Genomic DNA, 21,197 nt, shown 5'->3' with positions numbered 1-21,197 from the left:
TTATGTTAAGCCTCGCGACATTAGATCTATTACTTTCCGTTAATGAAAGTCAATTAATTGAAGAGATCGTTATTACACTGCTCGCAACCCCCCAGCTAGCTGCATTTTTTGAAAAACATCCGCGGATCAAAACAGCGCTATTAAAAGATCTGTCTAGCTGGAAAAAGGATTTAAAGCAAAAATTACAAGAGACATTGGTTCCTCCACTGTTAGCCGAGGAATTTAATCTTTATCAGAGTATTATTGGTCAATCAACAGCAGAGTTTCAGCAACGATTACCCACAATTATCGAAAAGTTACAGCAACTTGATTCTCCTTTTTATACAGAAGCTAAAAAGTTACTTGCTAGCGCATCCGCTAATCCTGCGGCGCGTCAAGCACTAATTATTCAGAAATGGCGAGTAAGTTTAATCTTACAAGTTACGACGTTGCATACCGAGTTGCTGGAGCAAGAACAACAGCAATTATTGGCGGAGTTACAATATCGCTTGGCATTAAGTGGCAATTTAGAAGAAGTTTTCGCTGAAAACGAGCAATCAGCCGGTCGGCTATGGGATTTAAGCAAAGGGATTAATATATCTTCTACTTATAATGACCAATTATTAATGCGTTATAGTGAATTTTTACAGCAGCAACCTGAACTTGAAAAATTAGCGCAGCTATTAGGTCGAAGTCAATCAGCTAAAATATTACCTGAAGAAAGCCCGATATTTGAAGAAATAACCGTATTCGAAAATGTCCCAGAGACACAACCAGAGCAAGTCAGTGGTATTGGTCAAAGTGATGACATATTACGTCTATTGCCAGCTGAACTGGCGATGCTGGGTATCGATGAATTAGAATTTGAATTTTATCGCAAGCTGGTGGAAAAACGTCTATTGACCTATCGTCTACAAGGGGAAAGTTGGCAGCAACGCCAAGTTTTACGCCCGATCGTTCATCATAATAATGAACAACAACCACGAGGCCCTTTTATCGTTTGTATTGATACCTCTGGGTCGATGGGGGGATTTAATGAACGCTGTGCCAAAGCTTTTTGCCTCGCATTAATGAAAATCGCCTTAGCTGATAATCGAGCTTGCCATATCATGCTATTTTCAACCGAAATTATACATTACGATTTACTCGCTGCTGATGGGCTTGAACAATGTATTCGGTTTCTTAATCAAACATTTAAAGGAGGGACAGACCTGGCCGCTTGCCTTAAATCTACGATTGATAAAATGGATGGACAATTATGGCAGGATGCTGATGCTGTAGTTATCTCTGATTTTGTAGCTCAACGATTACCGGAAGAATTAATTAAACAAGTCAAAGAGAGACAACAACATAAGAAACACCGCTTCCATGCGGTATCGGTATCAAATTATGGGAAACCCGGCATCATGAAGATATTCGATCATATCTGGCGTTTCGATACCGGGCTAAAAAGCAGACTGCTACGCCGATTCCGTCATTAATTACAGCATATCACTGACAGATTTACGGATTTCTGGTGACCATACGCTGCATTGAACCTGACCAATGTGAGGCCGTTGCAGTAATAGCATCACTAAACGTGATTGACCAATTCCCCCACCGATTGATTGTGGCATTTCCCCGTTAAGCAGTGATTGATGCCATTCCAATTCAAGGCGTTTTTCTTCTCCACTTAATGCTAACTGACGTTTCAGCGTTTCTGGGTTAACACGAATACCCATTGATGAAATTTCAAATGCGTCTTCTAATACAGGGTTCCAAACAATGATATCGCCGTTTAAACCAACAAAACCATCATCGTTTTGAGTCGTCCAGTCATCGTAGTCTGGCGCACGCACATCATGATACTGACCATCAGACAGCTGTGCACCAATACCAATAAGGAATACTGCACCTAACTCTTTGGCTATTGCACGCTCGCGGCCTTTAGCATCTAAATCAGGGAAACGTTGTAAGAGTTCTTCACTATGAACAAAGTGAATTTGATCTGGCAGGAACGGTGCCAGACCAAACTCTTTGCTGACAGCTTGTTCTGTTTCTTTTATTGCCTGATAGATTTTACCGACTGTCTGTTTCAGATAAGGAAGAGAACGCTCCTCATCTGCCATCACTTTTTCCCAATCCCACTGATCAACATAGACAGAATGAATTGGGGTTAAGCGATCCTCGTCAGGACGCAGCGCTTTCATATGAGTGTATAAACCCTGACCTGGTTGGAAATCATAACGACCTAACGTTTTACGTTTCCATTTAGCCAGCGAATGCACAACTTCAAACGTTGCTTCCGGAATTGATTTTACTTTTACTTGAACCGCTTTTTCATGGCCAGAAAGGTTATCCTGAGTACCATCACCTAAGCGGCTTAAAATTGGACCTTGAACTTCAATTAAGCCCAATTCTTTTTCTAATAAACTTGAAAAGTACGATTTTACAAAGCTAATTTGTTGTTGATGTTCGATGAATGATTTTTCCATGATTGACCCCATAATTTGTTTTATTCTCGTTCTCGATGTATTGATTAAGCAACAAAACAGGGTATAAATTCAATATCTAATATCAAAAAAACCAAAAGACTTTTATATTATTCAAAAAAAAGCAGTTAAAATTAAACATTCAATAAAAATGGAGAGTTTTTATGGCCGAAATTTATCAAATCGATAATCTCGATAAAGGAATACTTCATGAATTAATGGCAAATGCTCGTATTCCCTATGCTGAATTAGCCAAAAAATTTGCAGTAAGCCCAGGAACAATTCACGTACGCGTCGAAAAAATGAAACAAGCAGGCATTATTACAGGTACGCGAATTGATATTAGCGCTAAGCATCTGGGTTTCGATGTGTGCTGCTTCATCGGCATTATTTTGAAAAGCGCGAAAGATTATCATACCGCGGTCAATAAATTAGATGCGCTAGAAGAGGTGGTTGAGGTTTACTACACCACTGGGCAATACAGTATTTTTATTAAGGTGATGTGTCGATCAATTGATGCCCTGCAAGATGTACTTATCAACAAAATACAAACCATCGATGAGATCCAATCAACAGAAACGCTGATCTCCTTACAGAACCCTATCATGCGGACGATTACCCCGTAGAAAAAAAATGTTATAACCACATTATCCACAGGTAGATCCCAGCTCATTCACAGCGTACAATAGCGCTCTTTCAAAAGTCTGGGACATGCCAAAATATGACAAAAGTGACTTTAATAAGTGGCAGCACGATGGGCAGTGCTGAATATGTTGCAGAACATATAGAAGAAGAACTAATTGCACGCGGCTTTGAAACCGAGGTTTTGCATGGTCCTGAACTAGAAGAGCTACCGTTAGAAGGGATCTGGATTATCGTCTGTTCAACCCACGGTGCTGGTGAGCTACCTGATAACATTCAACCGCTTGCTAAACAGATTAACGATCAACAGATCAATCTAGAAAAGGTTAGTTTTGGTGCTGTGGGTATTGGCAGCTCAGAATACGATACTTTTTGTGGTGCGATCCGTACTCTGGATACACTTTTACAGCAAAAAGGTGCGAAAAGAATTGGGGATCGTTTAGAAATTGACGTCCAAAAATACGAAATCCCGGAAGATCCTGCGGGCGAATGGGTTAAAATTTGGGCAAACGATCTATAAATCGGTTAAATAAGCAGCAGTCAGCTGTGGATAAATAACGTATGAACACGGTAACAACCGGTAGTTATCCAAGGTATAACTTTAGGGTCATTCAGTGCCTGTGGATAACTAGCCGTTTTGATCCCAGCTTATACGCAATAGGATCACCGGTCATACACAGTATATGATCCTTTACACTGATATGATCTTTCTATCGATTTTTCACTTATCCACAGATGATCGCGATCCTAATAATAGATCTAATAAAGAGATCTTTAAATAAAAAGATCTTATAAATACTAAGGGCGGATCAAACCGACTTGGTGTATCAGCAAAACTTGAGTACTATTCTCCTCCCGAAATGCACAACGTTGCATTCTAACGTTTAAGGTTCACACATGTTTTATCCAGAACAATTTGACGTCATCGTGATCGGTGGCGGTCATGCCGGCACTGAAGCAGCGATGGCAGCTGCACGTATGGGGCGTCAAACCCTATTGCTGACTCACAACATTGATACTTTGGGTCAGATGTCTTGTAACCCAGCCATTGGTGGGATCGGAAAGGGACATCTGGTTAAGGAAATTGATGCCTTGGGCGGCTTAATGGCAATAGCTACCGACCAAGCAGGTATTCAATTTCGGACATTAAACGCCAGCAAAGGCCCCGCAGTAAGAGCGACCCGAGCACAAGCTGATAGAGTTTTATATCGTCAAGCAGTGAGAACAGCTTTAGAAAATCAACCAAATTTAATGATTTTTCAGCAGCCCGTTGAAGATCTAATTGTGGAAAACGATCGCGTAACAGGTGCTGTTACACGTATGGGATTGAAATTTAAAGCTAAAGCCGTTGTATTAACCGTCGGTACTTTTCTTGATGGTAAAATCCATATTGGATTAGAAAATTACAGCGGTGGTAGAGCTGGTGATCCCCCATCTATCTCACTTTCACAACGTTTGCGTGCATTACCATTACGAGTTAATCGCTTAAAAACAGGTACACCACCGCGTATTGATGCAAGAACCATTGATTTTAGCCAATTAGGTATACAACTAGGCGATAATCCTACGCCGGTATTTTCATTTTTAGGCAATAGAGATCAACATCCAGAACAGCTTCCTTGCTATATCACCTATACCAATGAAAAAACACATGAAGTGATCCGCAATAATTTGGATCGTAGCCCAATGTATGCGGGGATCATCGAAGGGATCGGCCCACGTTATTGCCCATCGATCGAAGATAAAGTCATGCGTTTTGCAGATAGAGACTCCCATCAGATCTTCCTTGAGCCTGAAGGATTAACTAGCAACGAAATTTATCCAAATGGGATTTCTACTAGCTTGCCATTTGATGTACAAATGCAGATCGTACATTCGATGAAAGGTATGGAAAATGCGCGGATCATTCGTCCTGGATATGCCATTGAATACGATTTCTTTGATCCAAGAGACTTAAAACAAACGCTAGAAAGTAAATTTATTCACGGATTATTCTTTGCTGGTCAAATTAACGGAACAACAGGATACGAAGAAGCGGCATCTCAGGGGCTATTAGCGGGACTTAATGCAGCGCAGTCAGCCTTTGACCAAGAAGGTTGGTTCCCTCGCCGTGATCAAGCATATATGGGCGTATTAGTTGACGATCTCTGCACTTTAGGAACTAAAGAACCGTACCGCATGTTTACCTCTCGTGCTGAATACCGCTTAATGCTCCGTGAAGACAACGCCGATTTACGTTTAACCGAAAAAGGTCGTGAATTAGGTTTGGTGGATGATGTTCGTTGGGAACATTTCAGTCGCAAATTAGAGCTGATTGAAAAAGAGCGTCAGCGTCTGCGTGATATTTGGGTTAATCCTAAATCTGGCAGTCATGATGAAGTGAACGAAATTTTAGCTGTACCATTATCGAAAGAAGCTAACGGCGAAGATCTGCTACGCCGCCCTGAAATGAATTATACCTTGCTGACATCGATTGATCGTTTTTCACCAGCATTGAAAGATCCACAAGCCGCAGAGCAAGTTGAAATCCAAGTAAAATACGAAGGTTACATTGCGCGTCAGCTCGAAGAAATTGAACGTCAGTCACGTAATGAAAATACTTTATTACCCGTTGATTTAGACTATAAACAGGTTAAAGGATTATCCAATGAAGTGATCGCGAAGCTAAATGATCATAAACCGACATCCATTGGTCAAGCGTCGCGTATTTCAGGTATTACTCCAGCGGCTATCTCAATTCTGCTGGTCTGGTTGAAGAAGCAGGGCATTCTGCGTAGGAGCGCGTAAGATGGGCTTACTCCCTCAATTAAATAAACTATTAATTCAGGCTGGAATAGAGCTTACAGAGCCACAAAAACAGCAGCTGATCAGTTATGTTGAAATGCTACATAAATGGAATAAGGCATATAATTTGACCTCAGTTAGAGCGCCTGAGCAAATGATAATCCGTCATATTTTGGACAGCATTGTGGTGAACGAACATCTTGATGGTGAACGTTTTATTGATGTTGGTACCGGGCCTGGATTACCGGGAGTTCCTTTGGCTATCATTCGCCCCGAGTCACACTTTGTGTTACTCGACAGCCTAGGAAAACGGGTGCGTTTTCTTCGTCAAGTACAGCATGAGCTGGGGTTGAACAATATAGAGCCTATACAGTCACGTGTAGAAGAATATCAGCCTGAAATTAAATTTGATGGGGTGATTAGCCGTGCTTTTGCTTCGCTAACGGACATGCTGCATTGGTGTGCTCATTTGCCACAGACTAACGGTCGCTTCTATGCATTGAAAGGTGCTATACCTGAAGATGAAATCGCTTTATTACCTGATAATTATCCGATTAATCGTGTAATGGAACTTAAAGTCCCTGAACTTGATGAACAACGGCATCTGGTGATTATCGATATTAAATAAAGTTGTTTACTATCAATAAAATTTATCTTTTTGAGCTATGGCAGTAATATTTACAATGTTACTGCTCTTTTCGTAAATTACAGTTTTAAACAAATCGTTTTTCACCTGACAATTACATTGAATTAACCTTAAGTGTAATCATTGGTAATTAAAGGTTATGGGGATAAATCCGATTAAAACTAATTAATTAAAACGATTCAGTTATTTTGGATAATTATTAGTTAGTCGTATAAATTTTGTTTAAGTTCTATTTTTTATTTACGTTAAGTTAATTAGGTGATTTATAAGTAGTTATTTGATTTGTTTTGCGTGTTCTAAATTGCGTTTTTTTTATATAAATTTAGTTATGTGATTTTCATCACAGTTTGAAATTTAAGATAAAGTAAGAGATTTAACAAATATTTCACCTTATCTGTGACTATTTCTGCGCTGACTCTAAAAAATTAAATAATTATTCACCTTTTCGCTACTTATTGATTGAATTCATTTCGGCTGCCCGTATAATTTGCTCGTTTTTGTCTCTTGACACACTAAAGCAAAGGCAGTTTTATACAACACTTAGCGTTTCTGAAGCTGGGAATCCCTCGGAGAAAGCAAAAGTTATGCCTGTAATTCTTTACAACCGCAAATTAGACTGCAAGCATTTAAGCTTTCAGCTAATAACTTTTGTTATCCTCAGTGGGGCTTTCTGTGCAAATAGTATAGAATGGGGTGCCTCAGCTTTTGCAGGCGGTTTAGCATGCTGGCTACCAAATATCGTATTTATGCTGTTAACTCGTTTACAGAAAGCAAAAGAAGAGGATGAACCTGTCCGCATCGCCTGGTATTTCGCTTTAGGAGCAGGGCTAAAAGTTGTCACAACAATTGCAGTTCTGGTTATTGCGTTGGGCGTGTTTAAAGCGGCATTTACACCACTGGGTTTGACCTATTTAGCGGTGCTGATTGTTCAGATTGTTGCACCGGCCGTTATTAAACGGTAAGTATTTTTAAACTACAAAAGGGTAAGAGGCATCATGTCTGCATCAGGAGAAGTGTTGACTACCAAGGATTACATAGGCAACCACCTGAATAACCTTCAGTTGGACCTACGTACCTTTAAGTTGGTCGATCCCCAAGCTGGTAGTGATCCGACGTTCTGGACGTTGAATATTGACTCGCTTTTTTTCTCAGTAGTTCTTGGGATGTTATTCCTTTGGCTATTTAGAAGGATTGCTGTCAAGGCGACCAGTGGCGTACCCGGTAAGTTACAGACCGCAATAGAAATGATCATTGGTTTTGTTGATAACACCGTTCGTGATATGTATCACGGCAAGAGCAAAGTTATTGCCCCTCTGGCTCTGACTGTGTTCATTTGGGTGTTTTTAATGAACTGTCTGGATTTACTCCCTATCGATTTCATTCCGTACATTGGAGAGCATTATTTAGGCTTGCCAGCCCTGCGTGTTGTTCCAACAGCAGACGTTAGCATTACAATGTCGATGGCGATTGGTGTGTTTATCTTGATTATCTTCTATAGCATCAAGATGAAAGGAATTGGCGGATTTACGAAAGAATTGACTCTTCAACCTTTTAATCATCCGGTATTTATTCCTATTAACTTGATTTTAGAAGGCGTTAGCTTGCTGTCAAAACCTGTTTCACTCGGTCTTCGACTGTTTGGTAACATGTATGCAGGTGAACTGATCTTTATTCTTATTGCTGCATTACTACCGTGGTGGTCACAGTGGATTTTAAGCCTGCCTTGGGCTATTTTCCACATACTGATTATTACATTACAAGCCTTTATTTTTATGGTTCTGACCGTTGTATATCTTTCGATGGCATCTGAAGAACATTAATTTAAAATTTAACTTTCTATCAATAATTGTATTAACTGAAACAAACTGGAGACTGTCATGGAAAACCTGAGTATGGACCTGCTGTACATGGCTGCCGCTGTAATGATGGGATTAGCGGCGATTGGTGCTGCAATCGGAATCGGCATCCTCGGAGGTAAATTCTTAGAAGGCGCGGCTCGTCAGCCTGATTTAATTCCTCTGTTACGTACACAGTTCTTTATCGTTATGGGTCTTGTCGACGCCATTCCGATGATTGCTGTAGGTCTGGGCTTGTATGTCATGTTCGCTGTTGCCTAAGAAACGTTACAGAACACTCTGAGAACATTAACTTATTAATTAATAAGAGGTATTGTCTGTGAATCTTAATGCAACAATCCTCGGCCAGGCTATCGCGTTTGTCCTGTTTGTTTTGTTCTGTATGAAGTATGTATGGCCACCGATTATGGCGGCCATAGAAAAACGTCAGAAAGAAATTGCTGATGGTTTATCTTCTGCAGAGCGTGCTAAAAAGAACCTGGAACTGGCGCAAAGCGATGCGACCGACCAACTGAAACAAGCAAAAGCTGAAGCGCAAATCATCATCGAACAAGCGAATAAACAACGCAACCAGATGATTGAAGACGCGAAAGCCGAAGCTGAAGCAGAACGTAATAAAATCGTCGCACAAGCACAGGCTGAAATTAATGCCGAACGCAAACGTGCACGAGAAGAGTTACGTAAACAGGTTGCTATGCTTGCTATTGCGGGTGCCGAGAAGATCATCGAACGTTCCGTGGATGAAGCTGCTAACAGCGACATCGTTGATAAACTAGTCGCTGAACTGTAAGGAGGGAGGGGCATGTCTGAAATCGTTACTGTAGCTCGCCCCTACGCCAAAGCAGCTTTTGACTTTGCTGTAGAAAACCAGTCTGTTGAAAAATGGCAGAATATGCTGGCCTTCACCTCTGAGGTGACGCGCAATGAACAGGTTGGTGAGCTGCTTTCTGGTTCTATTGCACCGGAATCATTAGCTAAAACTTTTATTGCCGTTTGTGGTGATGAAATTGACGAGCATGTTCAAAATTTGATTCGTATTATGGCCGATAATGGGCGTTTAACGACGCTACCAGAAGTGCTATTGCAATTTACGCAACTACGCGCAGCTCTGGAGTCAACGGTTGATGTTGATGTTATTTCTGCTACCGAACTAAATGAACAGCAGTTGGCTAACATATCTGCAGCGATGGAAAAACGTCTGTCACGCAAAGTTAAGCTGAATTGCAAAATTGATAAGTCCATAATCGCTGGAGTGATCATTCGTGCGGGAGATCTCGTTATTGACGGGAGTATCCGCGGTCGCTTAGAGCGTTTATCCGACGTCTTGCAGTCTTAAGGGGACTGGATCATATGCAACTGAATTCCACCGAAATCAGCGAACTGATCAAACAGCGTATTGCTCAGTTCGATGTTGTGAGTGAAGCTCACAACGAAGGTACGATTGTATCCGTCAGTGACGGTATTATTCGTATTCATGGTTTAGCTGAAGTCATGCAGGGTGAGATGATCGCACTGCCTGGCAATCGCTATGCAATTGCACTGAACTTGGAGCGCGACTCCGTTGGTGCCGTTGTTATGGGACCATATGCCGACTTAGCAGAAGGCATGAAAGTTAAATGTACTGGTCGTATTCTTGAAGTTCCAGTAGGTCGTGGTTTGCTTGGCCGTGTAGTTAATACACTGGGCGAGCCAATTGATGGTAAAGGCCCTGTTGAGCACGATGGTTTCTCTCCTGTAGAAATGATTGCCCCAGGTGTTATCGACCGTCAATCCGTTGACCAACCTGTACAAACGGGTTACAAATCTGTCGATGCGATGATTCCAATTGGCCGTGGTCAGCGTGAGCTGGTTATCGGTGACCGTCAGACAGGTAAAACTGCACTGGCTATCGATGCAATCATCAATCAACGTGATTCTGGTATTAAATGTGTTTATGTTGCTATCGGTCAAAAAGCATCAACTATTGCTAACGTAGTTCGTAAACTCGAAGAATACGGCGCACTGGAAAACACCATCGTTGTTGTTGCAACTGCTTCTGAATCAGCAGCATTACAATACCTTGCACCATATTCTGGTTGCGCGATGGGCGAATATTTCCGTGACCGCGGTGAAGACGCACTGATTGTTTATGATGATTTATCAAAACAAGCAGTTGCTTATCGCCAGATTTCACTGTTGCTACGTCGTCCACCTGGACGTGAAGCTTATCCTGGTGATGTTTTCTATCTCCACTCCCGTTTACTGGAGCGTGCTGCTCGTGTAAATGCTGAGTACGTTGAAAACTTCACTAAGGGCGAAGTGAAAGGTAAAACCGGTTCTTTAACCGCGCTACCTATCATTGAAACCCAAGCGGGTGACGTTTCTGCATTCGTACCTACAAACGTAATTTCAATCACTGATGGTCAGATTTTCTTAGAATCTAACCTGTTTAACTCTGGTATTCGTCCAGCGGTTAACCCAGGGATTTCTGTTTCGCGTGTTGGTGGTGCTGCTCAGACTAAGATTATCAAAAAACTGTCTGGTGGTATCCGTACCGCACTGGCTCAGTATCGTGAATTGGCAGCTTTCTCCCAATTCGCTTCAGACCTGGATGAAGCAACTCGTAAGCAGTTGAATCATGGTCAGAAAGTAACTGAATTACTGAAACAGAAACAGTATGCTCCGATGTCAGTTGCACAACAGGCGTTGTCTCTGTATGCAGCCGAACGTGGCTATCTGGAAGACATTGAGATAGCTAAAATTGGTGCCTTCGAAGAAGCACTGGTTGCTTACGCGTCGCGTGAACATGCTGACCTTATGAATGAAATTGGCCCGGCGGGTAACTATAACGATGATATCGAAGGCAAGTTGAAAAACATGCTCGAGTCATTTAAAGCAACCCAGTCCTGGTAATACTATTCGGCCCGATGGTAATTATGGGCCGTCTGGTTAATGAGGAGAAGCAGAAATGGCCGGCGCAAAAGAGATACGTTCCAAGATCGGCAGCGTGCAAAACACGCAGAAGATCACTAAAGCGATGGAGATGGTCGCTGCGTCCAAAATGCGTAAAACGCAGGAGCGCATGGCGGCCAGCCGTCCTTATGCAGAGACTATGCGCAGTGTGATTGGTCACCTTGCGTTAGGTAATCTGGAATATAAACATCCATACCTTGAAGAGCGTGAAGTTAAACGTGTCGGGTACCTGGTTGTTTCTACCGACCGTGGTTTGTGTGGCGGTTTGAACATTAACTTGTTCAAAAAACTGCTTACAGAAATGAAAGAATGGTCTGAAAAAGGCGTTCAGGTTGATCTGACGTTAATCGGTTCAAAAGCAGTATCTTTCTTTGGTGCTGTGGGAGGCAATGTTGTCTCTCAAGTGACAGGCATGGGGGATACTCCATCACTGTCTGAATTGATTGGTCCAGTCAATACTATGCTGCAAGCATACGATGAAGGTCGTTTAGATAAACTGTATGTAGTGGCGAATAAATTCGTCAATACTATGTCTCAGGTTCCGACAATTTTTCAGGTGTTGCCATTACCTCCGGGTGATGATGAAAGCTTGAAGAAAAAGTCCTGGGATTATATCTATGAACCCGATCCTAAGGCGTTGCTGGATACCCTGCTCCGTCGTTATATCGAGTCGCAGGTTTATCAGGGCGTCGTTGAAAACCTGGCTAGTGAGCAGGCCGCTCGAATGGTAGCAATGAAAGCAGCTACCGATAATGGTGGAAACCTGATCAAAGAGTTGCAGTTGGTTTACAACAAAGCTCGTCAGGCCAGCATTACTCAAGAGCTTACCGAAATCGTTTCGGGCGCAGCTGCGGTTTAACAGCTAGGTTTACGAATTACGTAGAGGATTCAAGATGGCTACTGGAAAGATTATCCAGGTAATCGGCGCCGTTGTGGACGTCGAATTCCCTCAGGATGCCGTACCAAAAGTGTACGATGCTCTTGAGGTTCTTAACGGTAAAGAAAAATTGGTGCTGGAAGTTCAGCAACAATTAGGCGGTGGTGTTGTTCGTTGTATCGCAATGGGTACATCAGATGGTTTAAGCCGCGGTTTAGAAGTTAAAAATACAGATCATCCGATCGAAGTTCCTGTCGGTGTTAAAACGCTTGGCCGTATCATGAACGTGCTGGGTGACCCTATCGACATGAAAGGTGATATCGGCGAAGAAGAACGCTGGTCAATTCACCGCGCAGCACCAAGCTATGAAGATCTGGCTAACTCAACAGAACTTCTAGAAACAGGTATCAAAGTTATGGACCTGATTTGCCCATTCGCTAAAGGGGGTAAAGTGGGTCTGTTCGGTGGTGCGGGTGTCGGTAAAACAGTTAACATGATGGAGCTTATTCGTAATATCGCGATTGAGCACTCAGGTTATTCTGTATTCGCGGGTGTTGGTGAACGTACTCGTGAAGGTAACGATTTCTACCATGAAATGACAGACTCAAACGTTCTGGACAAAGTTTCATTGGTTTATGGCCAGATGAATGAGCCACCAGGAAACCGTCTGCGTGTTGCTCTGACTGGTCTGACTATGGCAGAGAAATTCCGTGACGAAGGTCGTGACGTACTGTTATTCGTAGATAATATTTATCGTTATACCTTAGCAGGGACAGAAGTATCTGCACTGTTGGGTCGTATGCCTTCAGCGGTAGGTTATCAGCCAACGCTGGCGGAAGAGATGGGTGTTCTGCAAGAACGTATCACTTCGACCAAGACCGGCTCTATCACTTCCGTACAGGCCGTTTACGTCCCTGCGGATGACTTGACTGACCCGTCACCAGCAACGACCTTTGCTCACTTAGATGCAACTGTGGTTTTGAGCCGTCAAATCGCATCTCTGGGTATTTACCCTGCGGTTGACCCACTGGATTCCACCAGCCGTCAGCTTGACCCACTCATCGTTGGTCAAGAGCACTATGATGTTGCTCGTAGCGTGCAGTCTATTCTGCAACGTTACCAAGAACTGAAAGACATCATTGCTATCCTGGGTATGGATGAATTATCTGAAGAAGATAAGCTAGTTGTTGCGCGTGCTCGTAAGATCCAGCGCTTCCTGTCTCAGCCATTCTTCGTTGCAGAAGTATTCACCGGTTCACCAGGTAAGTTCGTCTCCCTGAAAGACACTATTCGTGGCTTTAAAGGTATTCTGAACGGTGACTATGACCACCTGCCAGAACAAGCGTTCTACATGGTTGGTACCATCGAAGAAGCAGTAGAAAAAGCTAAGAAGCTTTAATACGGCTGAAGAGAGGTTGATATGGTAGCAGAAGCAAAACTCCATCTGACTGTGGTTAGTGCTGAAAAAAAGATGTTTGAAGGCGCTATTCAAAAAGTACAGGTGACCGGTAGTGAAGGTGAGTTAGGAATTTATCCTCAACACACCCCATTATTGACTGCCATAAAACCGGGCATGGTACGCATTACTAAAGAATCTGGCGATGAAGAGCTAATTTACCTCTCTGGCGGTATTTTAGAAGTTCAACCTGATATAGTTATCGTACTGGCTGATACCGCTATCCGTGGTAAAGATTTAGATGAAGCGCGTGCGCTGGAATCTAAACGTAGAGCGGAAGAGCATATTAGTAAAGCTCACGGCGATGTGGACTATGCTCAGGCATCAGCAGAATTAGCGAAAGCTATTGCTAAACTTCGTGTTATTGAATTAACAAGAAAGCTGATGTAATAAAAGCAGCATGATGAAAGCCAGTTAGTCTAAAAACTAACTGGCTTTTTTATTTGTACGAAATATGTAGTAATTTATAGCAGAAATAGGTTTACTTTCATCTTCTCGTTGGAGTTTCAGGATTATTATGACTGTGCAAAGAAAAAGTGTTGTTATTCTTGCTGCGGGTAAAGGTACTCGGATGTATTCTAACTTACCGAAAGTACTGCATTTACTCGCGGGAAAACCAATGGTTCAGCATGTGGTTGATACAGCTAAATCACTCGGCGCCTCAAATATCCATTTAGTTTATGGACATGGCGGTGATTTACTGAAAGAAAAACTCGGTGAACAAGATTTCAATTGGGTTTTACAGGCAGAACAGCTCGGTACGGGTCATGCAATGCAGCAAGCGGCTCCTCATTTTGATGATAATGAAGATATTATCATGTTATATGGTGATGTTCCGTTAATTGCAAAAAGTACTCTCGAACGATTGATTCAGGTTAAACCTGAAGGTGGTATTGGCTTATTAACTGTGATTTTAGATAATCCGACCGGTTATGGGCGTATCGTACGCGAAAATGGTCAAGTTGTTGGTATTATCGAACAGAAAGATGCCACCGAAGAGCAACGTAAAATTACCGAAATTAATACCGGTATTATGGTCGCTAGTGGTAAAGATTTTAAACGTTGGTTAGCGCAATTAAATAATGATAATGCGCAAGGTGAATATTATATTACCGACATTATCGCCTTAGCACACCAAGAAGGTAACAAAATTGAGACCGTTCAGCCGAGTCACCTCAGTGAGATGGAAGGCGTAAATAATCGGTTACAACTAGCCGCATTAGAGCGTATCTACCAGCAAGAACAAGCTGAAAAGTTACTGCTGGCAGGAGTTATGTTAATCGATCCTGCGCGTTTCGATCTGCGAGGAACGTTGGCTCATGGTCGCGATGTTATTATTGATACCAATGTGATTATTGAAGGCAATGTTACTTTAGGCAATAACGTTCATATCCAAACCGGCTGTGTTTTGAAAAACTGTACTATTGGCGATAATTCAGTGATCAGCCCATATACGGTAATTGAAAATTCCGAATTATCGACCGAATGTACGGTTGGACCGTTTGCTCGTTTGCGTCCGGGAGCTAAATTAGCTAAAAAAGCCCATGTCGGTAATTTTGTTGAATTGAAAAACGTCAAATTAGGCGAAGGTTCTAAAGCTGGCCATCTAACCTATCTTGGTGACGCGGATATCGGTAGCGATGTAAATATCGGTGCGGGAACCATCACTTGTAATTATGATGGCGCCAATAAATTTAAAACGATTATTGGTAATGATGTTTTTGTCGGCTCTGATACCCAACTAGTTGCCCCAGTCTCGATTGCTGATGGCGTGACTATCGGCGCGGGTACTACCGTGACTCGTGATGTAACCGAAGCTGGCTTAGTGGTTAGCCGCGTAAAACAAATGCATATTAAGCACTGGGATCGCCCAGTAAAAAATAAAAAATAGACCTTAAAATTTGAGGGGATACTGTCCCCTTATTGTTCCAATGTTGTGGTAGCAAAATAGATCAATAATAAACCCCACTCTCTACAAGACTCGGGGAACGGCAAATAGCCGAATAGCAATCAGGCAGCGACACGATATAAGAGCTAAGCTCTTAAATTAGGAATAAACAAGATGTGTGGAATTGTTGGTGCAGTAGCGCAGCGTGATATCGCTGAAATTCTGATCGAAGGGCTTCGTCGTTTAGAATACCGTGGTTATGATTCTGCCGGTTTGGCAGTGGTTGATAGTGAATGCCATCTCACGCGTCTGCGTGAAGTGGGTAAAGTCCAAATGTTGGCAGAAGAAGCTGAAAAACAAGCTGTTGTTGGCGGCACGGGTATAGCACATACTCGTTGGGCAACACATGGTGTTCCTAGCGAACGCAATGCGCATCCGCATACTTCGGGCTATATTGCGGTTGTTCACAACGGTATTATTGAAAACTATCAAGAACTAAAACAACAATTACAAGCACAAGGCTATGTTTTTAGCTCTGAAACAGATACTGAAGTAATTGCCCATTTAGTGCATCAAGAACAACAAAAAGGCGGTAGCTTATTAGAGGTTGTTCAACGGGTTATCCCTCAATTACGCGGTGCATATGGCACGGTAATTATGGATAGCCGGGCGCCTGAATTATTAGTTGCTGCTCGCTCTGGTAGCCCGTTAGTGATTGGTCTGGGTATGGGAGAAAACTTCCTGGCTTCAGATCAGTTAGCGCTATTGCCTGTTACTCGTCGGTTTATTTATCTTGAAGAAGGTGATATTGCTGAAGTAACTCGTCGCTCAGTACATATTTATGATAAATCTGGCAATCCAGTAGAGCGCGAACAAATTGAATCTAGTGTGCAGTATGATGCTGGTGATAAAGGCCTTTATCGTCATTATATGCAAAAAGAAATTTATGAGCAGCCATTAGCTATCAAAAATACTTTAGCAGGACGTTTTGGTCAGAATAATCAAATTGATTTAAGTGAACTAGGCCCAAAAGCGAATGATATTTTATCGCAAGTTGAGCATATTCAAATTGTGGCTTGCGGAACTTCATATAATGCCGGCATGGTGGCTCGTTATTGGTTTGAATCTTTAGCGGGTATTCCTTGTGATGTTGAAATTGCTTCAGAATATCGTTATCGCAAACCAGCGCCACGTAAAGGCAGCTTGATGATTACCTTATCTCAATCTGGCGAAACGGCTGATACCTTAGCCGCATTACGCTTATCTAAAGAGTTAGGTTATCTCTCCTCATTAGTGATTTGTAATGTTGCTGGCTCGTCATTAGTGCGTGAATCTGACTTTGCATTGATGACTAAAGCTGGGGTTGAAATTGGTGTCGCATCAACTAAAGCATTTACCACACAATTGACGGTATTATTAATGCTGGTGGCATATATGGGGCGCTTAAAAGGCGCAGCTCCGGAGATAGAGCAAAATATTGCCAATGCATTACATGCATTACCTGCACGTATTGAGAGTATGTTATCGCAAGATAAAGTGATTGAAGCGTTAGCGGAGGATTTTTCTGATAAGCATCATGCCTTATTCTTAGGCCGTGGCGATCAATACCCTATTGCCGTCGAAGGCGCATTAAAGCTGAAAGAAATTTCTTATATTCACGCTGAAGCTTATGCGGCTGGGGAGTTAAAACACGGACCATTAGCACTTATTGATGCTGATATGCCGGTCATTATTGTTGCGCCAAACAATGAATTATTGGAAAAACTCAAATCCAATATTGAAGAGGTACGCGCACGCGGCGGCTTATTGTATGTGTTTGCCGATCAAGATGCCGGCTTTGTTGATTGCGATAATATGAAAATCGTTCCATTACCGCATGTTGAAGAGCTAATCGCACCTATTTTCTATACCGTACCGTTACAGCTGTTGTCGTACCATGTGGCTTTGATTAAAGGCACTGATGTCGATCAACCGCGTAATTTAGCTAAATCTGTTACGGTGGAATAATTCACCGTTATAGAGGATCATTATTTGGTTTAGAAAGTATAGACCCAGCGCTGAAATTCAGTGGCTGGGTTTTTTATTTCTTATCCCTATCAATTTATTATCTCCATCAATCGAATTTTCATGTCAAAATTTAGAGGGTTATCGTCTAGCCCGTTCATATTATTTTTGCTGTTATTTCACTAATATGATTAATTAAACAGACTTTTTATACTCCTTTATGTTATTAAATAGTCTGTTAATAACTTACAATCGTATTATAAATGGTTTTATTTAGCCCATTTATAATCAGTTTGTAGCAACTCATCGTCATTAGGAAACAAGTCTATGGCCTTGGTATCAGCCAATCTTAGGCTGATGGCTCATCATCTTAACGCTACGATAGGGGACTAAATGAAAAAATTAACACTGAAAGATATGACCGCAGCGCAGCAAATGCGAGTCAAAACACGCTTAGGTCAAGAACGTAAAAAACTTGGCCGAGAGTTAACCAATGCGGAGCTAAATAAAGCCAAAGATCAGATAATCAGTGAGATCTCTAAAGAAATCGAACAGGCTGCTAATAAAATAAAAGCACAGAAAAGAAAAGATAAATTATCACCAAGCGACGAGACTTTTAACTGGTCAGCAAAAAATCATAGCCGTGGATTTCGCTAATATTCTAGGTGGTGATCTAGCATAGCAGGTAGTAAAAATAGATAAGTGGTAAATATTTTTCTAACTTATTGCTGATGTAGAAAATTGCTGGGACGATTTGTCTCGGCTTCTTTTTGCTCGTTATCGAGAAATCGGGTGAAAAATTGAGTTATTTTTTAAATGAATATTGTAGGCGTCCAAGTAAATAATGATTCTAGATATCTATATGTAGCTCAAGTTATATTCAAAATAATAGAGTTAATTAAATTTATTATTTAATTAATTATTTATTAATTATTGTTTATATTTAACTTCAATGTGGCTTAAATATTCTTATTATTAGATTATCCTATTTGTCGTATGAGTTTTTATTAATAAGTTGTTTTTTTAGTTATTTCATTTCATATGTTATTTTTATTTGTGGTATGTCAGATATCATCTTGGTCGTTTAGTTTAATTTAGATTTAAATATAAAAATAGGGTTTTATCTTGTCGGTTTTATTTTGCATTTTGATAAAATAAATACTATTTATTTTTTGATATCGCTTTAAAATGCGCTTTCTTTAGTTATAAATAATCTTATAAATTCAAAGGTATTTTCGATGAAAAAAATAGCTATTATTACGGCTATAGTTATGCCAATTTTGCTTAATGGTTGTGCTACTGAATCATCTCGTTCATTAGAAGTGGCTAAGGTTAATTCATATAAAACTCAATATCAGGGTGAGCGTAGTCCGATATCAGTTGGTAAATTTGATAATCGCTCAAGCTTTATGAATGGTGTCTTTTCTGATGGTGTTGATCGCTTAGGTAATCAATCTAAAACTATCCTAGTGACTCATTTACAGCAAACTGGACGTTTCAACGTATTAGATCGTACTAATATGAATGAGTTACAGCAAGAAGCTAAAATTAAAGGCCAAGCACAGCAATTAAAAGGTGCCTCTTATGTTGTGACTGGTGATGTGACTGAATTTGGCCGTAAAGAAGTCGGTGACCATCAATTATTTGGTATTTTAGGTCGCGGTAAAAAACAAATTGCTTACGCTAAAGTTAATTTAAATATTGTGAATGTAAATACGTCAGAAGTGGTTTATTCCTCACAAGGTGCTGGAGAATATGAGCTGTCTAACCGTGAGATTATCGGTTTCGGTGGAACCGCAAGTTATGACTCTACATTAAATGGAAAAGTATTAGATTTGGCTATTCGCGAAGCCGTTAATAATCTTGTTGATGGCATTGAATCAGGGGCTTGGAAACCCACTAAATAAAAATGGATATTTTAATGCATAAAACAATAAAGGTTAGTTTAATTCTTTTAGCTATCTTATTAAGCGGTTGTGTTCAATCACCTAAGCCGCTTTATCATTGGGATGGTTATCAGAATTCTATTTATCAATACTACCAGCAAACAGAATCTTCACCGCAAGAACAGATTATTGTATTACAGAAAAATATTGAGCAAGCAAAGGCTCAAAATGTGGCAGTCGCTCCCGGATTACATGCACATTTGGGCTTATTGTATGTCAATGTTGGTCAAATTGATTTGGCTTATTCAGAGTTTAATTTGGAGAAATCACTTTACCCAGAATCAACGAAATACATGGATTTTCTTTTAAGTAACAATAAAGGAATAAAAAAATGAAATCGTTTTTTGTCTTATGCAGTATGCTAACTGTATTACTGTTGACTGGGTGTGCCCAACCAAAACAATATGATTATTCTGCATTTAAACAGAGTAAACCTAAAAGTATTTTGGTGCTATTGCCGCAGAATGAAACGCCAGAAGTGATGGCTAGCTATGGTTTTATGTCACAAGTGACATTGCCGTTAGCGGAATCTGGTTATTATGTTTTTCCTGTCGCCGTGGTAGAGGAAACGTTTAAACAAAATGGCTTAACCTCTGCTCAAGATATTAACTCGGTCAGTTTAGAAAAGTTAAATCAAATATTTGGCGCTGATGCCGTACTTTATTTAAATGTAAAACAATACGGTACTTCGTATCAAATTATTATGAGCGATACGCGTGTAACGGTGGGCGCTAAGCTTGTTGATGCGCACAGTGGTGATATTTTATGGAGTGGAGGTGCTACAGCATCGAATACTGAAAATAATTCATCTGCTGGTGGCATTATTGGCATGTTAGTGTCAGCAGTAGTAACCCAAATTAGTGATAGCATTACGGATAAAAGCCATCAAATAGCTGGAATTACCAGTGGACGCTTATTATTTGCTGGTCACCCAAATGGCATTCTATACGGGCCGCGTTCACCTAAATATGGTAAAGATGCACAGTAAAAAGGTTTAATTAACTCTTAATTAGTGCGTTATTATTAGCGATTGAAAACTGAGCCAGAATATTAATGATGTGATCTTAATATATCCATAATGTAATTCAATGGCTCAGTTTTTTTATGCGGCGTTAGTGTTTTTTCTGCCGATTGCTTTTTTGCGTAATATCCAGCCATACAAAACGCCGGCGATTGCGCCTGATAAGTGCGAACTAGTCGATATATATTGCTGCCCGGGCAGTAGACCGCTCGCCATACCACCGAAATAAATTAAAACTATCACGGCAATAATAATATCGGTTTTATTACGGCGCAGCACGCCTTGCGTCAGAAGTAGTGCCCATAGCCCGAAGATCCATCCACTTGCTCCGATATGAATAGCCGAGCTACCAAACAACCAAACCAGTAAGCCGCCCATAATAATGATAAACAGCGAGGCGTAAATAAATTGCTTAATCGATTGATACAGCAATAAACCGCTCATAATAAGTAACGGTGGTAAATTGCTGAAGAGATGCCCCCAACTGCCGTGAATAAATGGAGCACAAAAAATACCAATCAATCCATGGCTTGAGCGCGGAACAAGCCCAAAATAGAGCAACCCTCCGGCAGTGAGACTATTTATCAGCTGTAATAAGACTAATAGTAGCGCTAAACCCAATAAAAATAACAGTCGCTGTTTTAGCCATATCTTTATTGAGTTTAGTTTCATTTA

General features: G+C 41.1%; 22 protein-coding genes. 20 read left to right on the top strand and 2 right to left on the bottom strand.

Annotated features, from left to right (window positions below):
- The first annotated feature begins 2 nt into the window (after positions 1-2).
- On the top strand, positions 3-1,460 hold the full coding sequence (gene viaA / locus MNY66_RS00175) for an ATPase RavA stimulator ViaA (protein ID WP_241501200.1): 1,458 nt from the start codon (positions 3-5) through the stop codon (positions 1,458-1,460).
- On the opposite strand, the gene asnA is transcribed toward viaA, so the two are convergent.
- Entirely contained in the window at positions 1,461-2,453 is a 993-nt protein-coding gene (gene asnA / locus MNY66_RS00170; protein ID WP_241501199.1) for an aspartate--ammonia ligase, read from the bottom strand.
- A gap of 161 nt (positions 2,454-2,614) precedes the next feature.
- On the opposite strand from asnA, the gene asnC reads away from it, so the two are divergent.
- The 19 genes from asnC (at position 2,615) to MNY66_RS00075 (ending at position 20,489) form a co-directional block, all read left to right on the top strand.
- Positions 2,615-3,076 (top strand): transcriptional regulator AsnC, encoded by a 462-nt coding sequence (gene asnC, locus MNY66_RS00165; protein ID WP_047255512.1) that lies wholly within the window; start codon positions 2,615-2,617, stop codon positions 3,074-3,076.
- Positions 3,077-3,171: 95 nt separating this feature from the next.
- Positions 3,172-3,612: an FMN-binding protein MioC gene (gene mioC / locus MNY66_RS00160; RefSeq protein WP_241501198.1), complete on the top strand. Its 441-nt coding sequence runs from the start codon at positions 3,172-3,174 to the stop codon at positions 3,610-3,612.
- Between the two features lie 377 nt (positions 3,613-3,989).
- Positions 3,990-5,879 (top strand): tRNA uridine-5-carboxymethylaminomethyl(34) synthesis enzyme MnmG, encoded by a 1,890-nt coding sequence (gene mnmG, locus MNY66_RS00155; RefSeq protein ID WP_241501197.1) that lies wholly within the window; start codon positions 3,990-3,992, stop codon positions 5,877-5,879.
- A 1-nt stretch (position 5,880) separates the two neighbouring features.
- Positions 5,881-6,504 (top strand): 16S rRNA (guanine(527)-N(7))-methyltransferase RsmG, encoded by a 624-nt coding sequence (gene rsmG, locus MNY66_RS00150; protein WP_241501196.1) that lies wholly within the window; start codon positions 5,881-5,883, stop codon positions 6,502-6,504.
- A 602-nt stretch (positions 6,505-7,106) separates the two neighbouring features.
- Complete coding sequence (atpI, locus tag MNY66_RS00145) at positions 7,107-7,484, top strand: F0F1 ATP synthase subunit I (protein ID WP_047254870.1); 378 nt, start codon at positions 7,107-7,109, stop codon at positions 7,482-7,484.
- Between the two features lie 33 nt (positions 7,485-7,517).
- On the top strand, positions 7,518-8,342 hold the full coding sequence (atpB, locus tag MNY66_RS00140; protein WP_047254869.1) for a F0F1 ATP synthase subunit A: 825 nt from the start codon (positions 7,518-7,520) through the stop codon (positions 8,340-8,342).
- A 57-nt stretch (positions 8,343-8,399) separates the two neighbouring features.
- Positions 8,400-8,639 (top strand): F0F1 ATP synthase subunit C, encoded by a 240-nt coding sequence (atpE, locus tag MNY66_RS00135; RefSeq protein ID WP_004093904.1) that lies wholly within the window; start codon positions 8,400-8,402, stop codon positions 8,637-8,639.
- 58 nt (positions 8,640-8,697) lie between these two features.
- On the top strand, positions 8,698-9,168 hold the full coding sequence (atpF, locus tag MNY66_RS00130) for a F0F1 ATP synthase subunit B (protein ID WP_047254868.1): 471 nt from the start codon (positions 8,698-8,700) through the stop codon (positions 9,166-9,168).
- A 12-nt stretch (positions 9,169-9,180) separates the two neighbouring features.
- Positions 9,181-9,714, top strand: a complete 534-nt coding sequence (atpH, locus tag MNY66_RS00125) for a F0F1 ATP synthase subunit delta (RefSeq protein WP_047254867.1) — start codon at positions 9,181-9,183, stop codon at positions 9,712-9,714.
- Positions 9,715-9,728: 14 nt separating this feature from the next.
- On the top strand, positions 9,729-11,270 hold the full coding sequence (atpA, locus tag MNY66_RS00120; RefSeq protein ID WP_047254866.1) for a F0F1 ATP synthase subunit alpha: 1,542 nt from the start codon (positions 9,729-9,731) through the stop codon (positions 11,268-11,270).
- A gap of 55 nt (positions 11,271-11,325) precedes the next feature.
- Positions 11,326-12,189, top strand: coding sequence for a F0F1 ATP synthase subunit gamma (gene atpG, locus MNY66_RS00115; protein ID WP_047254865.1), 864 nt, complete (start codon positions 11,326-11,328; stop codon positions 12,187-12,189).
- Positions 12,190-12,223: 34 nt separating this feature from the next.
- On the top strand, positions 12,224-13,606 hold the full coding sequence (gene atpD, locus MNY66_RS00110) for a F0F1 ATP synthase subunit beta (RefSeq protein WP_047254864.1): 1,383 nt from the start codon (positions 12,224-12,226) through the stop codon (positions 13,604-13,606).
- Between the two features lie 21 nt (positions 13,607-13,627).
- Entirely contained in the window at positions 13,628-14,053 is a 426-nt protein-coding gene (locus tag MNY66_RS00105; RefSeq protein WP_047254863.1) for a F0F1 ATP synthase subunit epsilon, read from the top strand.
- A gap of 127 nt (positions 14,054-14,180) precedes the next feature.
- Positions 14,181-15,554 (top strand): bifunctional UDP-N-acetylglucosamine diphosphorylase/glucosamine-1-phosphate N-acetyltransferase GlmU, encoded by a 1,374-nt coding sequence (gene glmU / locus MNY66_RS00100; protein ID WP_047254862.1) that lies wholly within the window; start codon positions 14,181-14,183, stop codon positions 15,552-15,554.
- 171 nt (positions 15,555-15,725) lie between these two features.
- The gene (gene glmS / locus MNY66_RS00095; RefSeq protein WP_047254861.1) at positions 15,726-17,558 is read left to right on the top strand and encodes a glutamine--fructose-6-phosphate transaminase (isomerizing); all 1,833 of its coding nucleotides are present in this window, start codon (positions 15,726-15,728) and stop codon (positions 17,556-17,558) included.
- Between the two features lie 390 nt (positions 17,559-17,948).
- On the top strand, positions 17,949-18,212 hold the full coding sequence (locus MNY66_RS00090; protein ID WP_047254860.1) for a YjbD family protein: 264 nt from the start codon (positions 17,949-17,951) through the stop codon (positions 18,210-18,212).
- Positions 18,213-18,793: 581 nt separating this feature from the next.
- Positions 18,794-19,462 (top strand): CsgG/HfaB family protein, encoded by a 669-nt coding sequence (locus MNY66_RS00085; protein WP_047254859.1) that lies wholly within the window; start codon positions 18,794-18,796, stop codon positions 19,460-19,462.
- A 14-nt stretch (positions 19,463-19,476) separates the two neighbouring features.
- A complete protein-coding gene (locus MNY66_RS00080; RefSeq protein ID WP_047254872.1) occupies positions 19,477-19,836 on the top strand; it encodes a DUF4810 domain-containing protein in 360 nt (119 codons plus the stop codon).
- Complete coding sequence (locus MNY66_RS00075) at positions 19,833-20,489, top strand: DUF799 domain-containing protein (RefSeq protein WP_047254858.1); 657 nt, start codon at positions 19,833-19,835, stop codon at positions 20,487-20,489. Before MNY66_RS00080 ends, MNY66_RS00075 begins: the two co-directional genes overlap by 4 nt.
- A 114-nt stretch (positions 20,490-20,603) precedes the next feature.
- On the opposite strand, the gene MNY66_RS00070 is transcribed toward MNY66_RS00075, so the two are convergent.
- Entirely contained in the window at positions 20,604-21,194 is a 591-nt protein-coding gene (locus MNY66_RS00070; protein WP_241501195.1) for a rhomboid family intramembrane serine protease, read from the bottom strand.
- Positions 21,195-21,197 lie beyond the last annotated feature (3 nt).

This window comes from Moellerella wisconsensis, assembly GCF_022592395.1.
Classification (GTDB): domain Bacteria; phylum Pseudomonadota; class Gammaproteobacteria; order Enterobacterales; family Enterobacteriaceae; genus Moellerella; species Moellerella wisconsensis.
This window is presented reverse-complemented; position numbering and strand designations above follow the sequence as displayed.

Bases quoted from the DNA above. Each gene is read 5' to 3' on its own strand.
- atpI (WP_047254870.1), top strand. From the start codon at position 7,107: ATGCCTGTAATTCTTTACAACCGCAAATTAGACTGCAAGCATTTAAGC.
- MNY66_RS00085 (WP_047254859.1), top strand. From the start codon at position 18,794: ATGAAAAAAATAGCTATTATTACGGCTATAGTTATGCCAATTTTGCTT.
- MNY66_RS00090 (WP_047254860.1), top strand. From the start codon at position 17,949: ATGAAAAAATTAACACTGAAAGATATGACCGCAGCGCAGCAAATGCGA.
- atpG (WP_047254865.1), top strand. From the start codon at position 11,326: ATGGCCGGCGCAAAAGAGATACGTTCCAAGATCGGCAGCGTGCAAAAC.
- atpE (WP_004093904.1), top strand. From the start codon at position 8,400: ATGGAAAACCTGAGTATGGACCTGCTGTACATGGCTGCCGCTGTAATG.
- glmU (WP_047254862.1), top strand. From the start codon at position 14,181: ATGACTGTGCAAAGAAAAAGTGTTGTTATTCTTGCTGCGGGTAAAGGT.
- atpB (WP_047254869.1), top strand. From the start codon at position 7,518: ATGTCTGCATCAGGAGAAGTGTTGACTACCAAGGATTACATAGGCAAC.
- mioC (WP_241501198.1), top strand. From the start codon at position 3,172: ATGACAAAAGTGACTTTAATAAGTGGCAGCACGATGGGCAGTGCTGAA.
- glmS (WP_047254861.1), top strand. From the start codon at position 15,726: ATGTGTGGAATTGTTGGTGCAGTAGCGCAGCGTGATATCGCTGAAATT.
- MNY66_RS00105 (WP_047254863.1), top strand. From the start codon at position 13,628: ATGGTAGCAGAAGCAAAACTCCATCTGACTGTGGTTAGTGCTGAAAAA.
- atpD (WP_047254864.1), top strand. From the start codon at position 12,224: ATGGCTACTGGAAAGATTATCCAGGTAATCGGCGCCGTTGTGGACGTC.
- MNY66_RS00070 (WP_241501195.1), bottom strand. From the start codon at position 21,194: ATGAAACTAAACTCAATAAAGATATGGCTAAAACAGCGACTGTTATTT.
- asnA (WP_241501199.1), bottom strand. From the start codon at position 2,453: ATGGAAAAATCATTCATCGAACATCAACAACAAATTAGCTTTGTAAAA.
- MNY66_RS00080 (WP_047254872.1), top strand. From the start codon at position 19,477: ATGCATAAAACAATAAAGGTTAGTTTAATTCTTTTAGCTATCTTATTA.
- atpH (WP_047254867.1), top strand. From the start codon at position 9,181: ATGTCTGAAATCGTTACTGTAGCTCGCCCCTACGCCAAAGCAGCTTTT.
- mnmG (WP_241501197.1), top strand. From the start codon at position 3,990: ATGTTTTATCCAGAACAATTTGACGTCATCGTGATCGGTGGCGGTCAT.
- rsmG (WP_241501196.1), top strand. From the start codon at position 5,881: ATGGGCTTACTCCCTCAATTAAATAAACTATTAATTCAGGCTGGAATA.
- asnC (WP_047255512.1), top strand. From the start codon at position 2,615: ATGGCCGAAATTTATCAAATCGATAATCTCGATAAAGGAATACTTCAT.
- MNY66_RS00075 (WP_047254858.1), top strand. From the start codon at position 19,833: ATGAAATCGTTTTTTGTCTTATGCAGTATGCTAACTGTATTACTGTTG.
- viaA (WP_241501200.1), top strand. From the start codon at position 3: ATGTTAAGCCTCGCGACATTAGATCTATTACTTTCCGTTAATGAAAGT.
- atpA (WP_047254866.1), top strand. From the start codon at position 9,729: ATGCAACTGAATTCCACCGAAATCAGCGAACTGATCAAACAGCGTATT.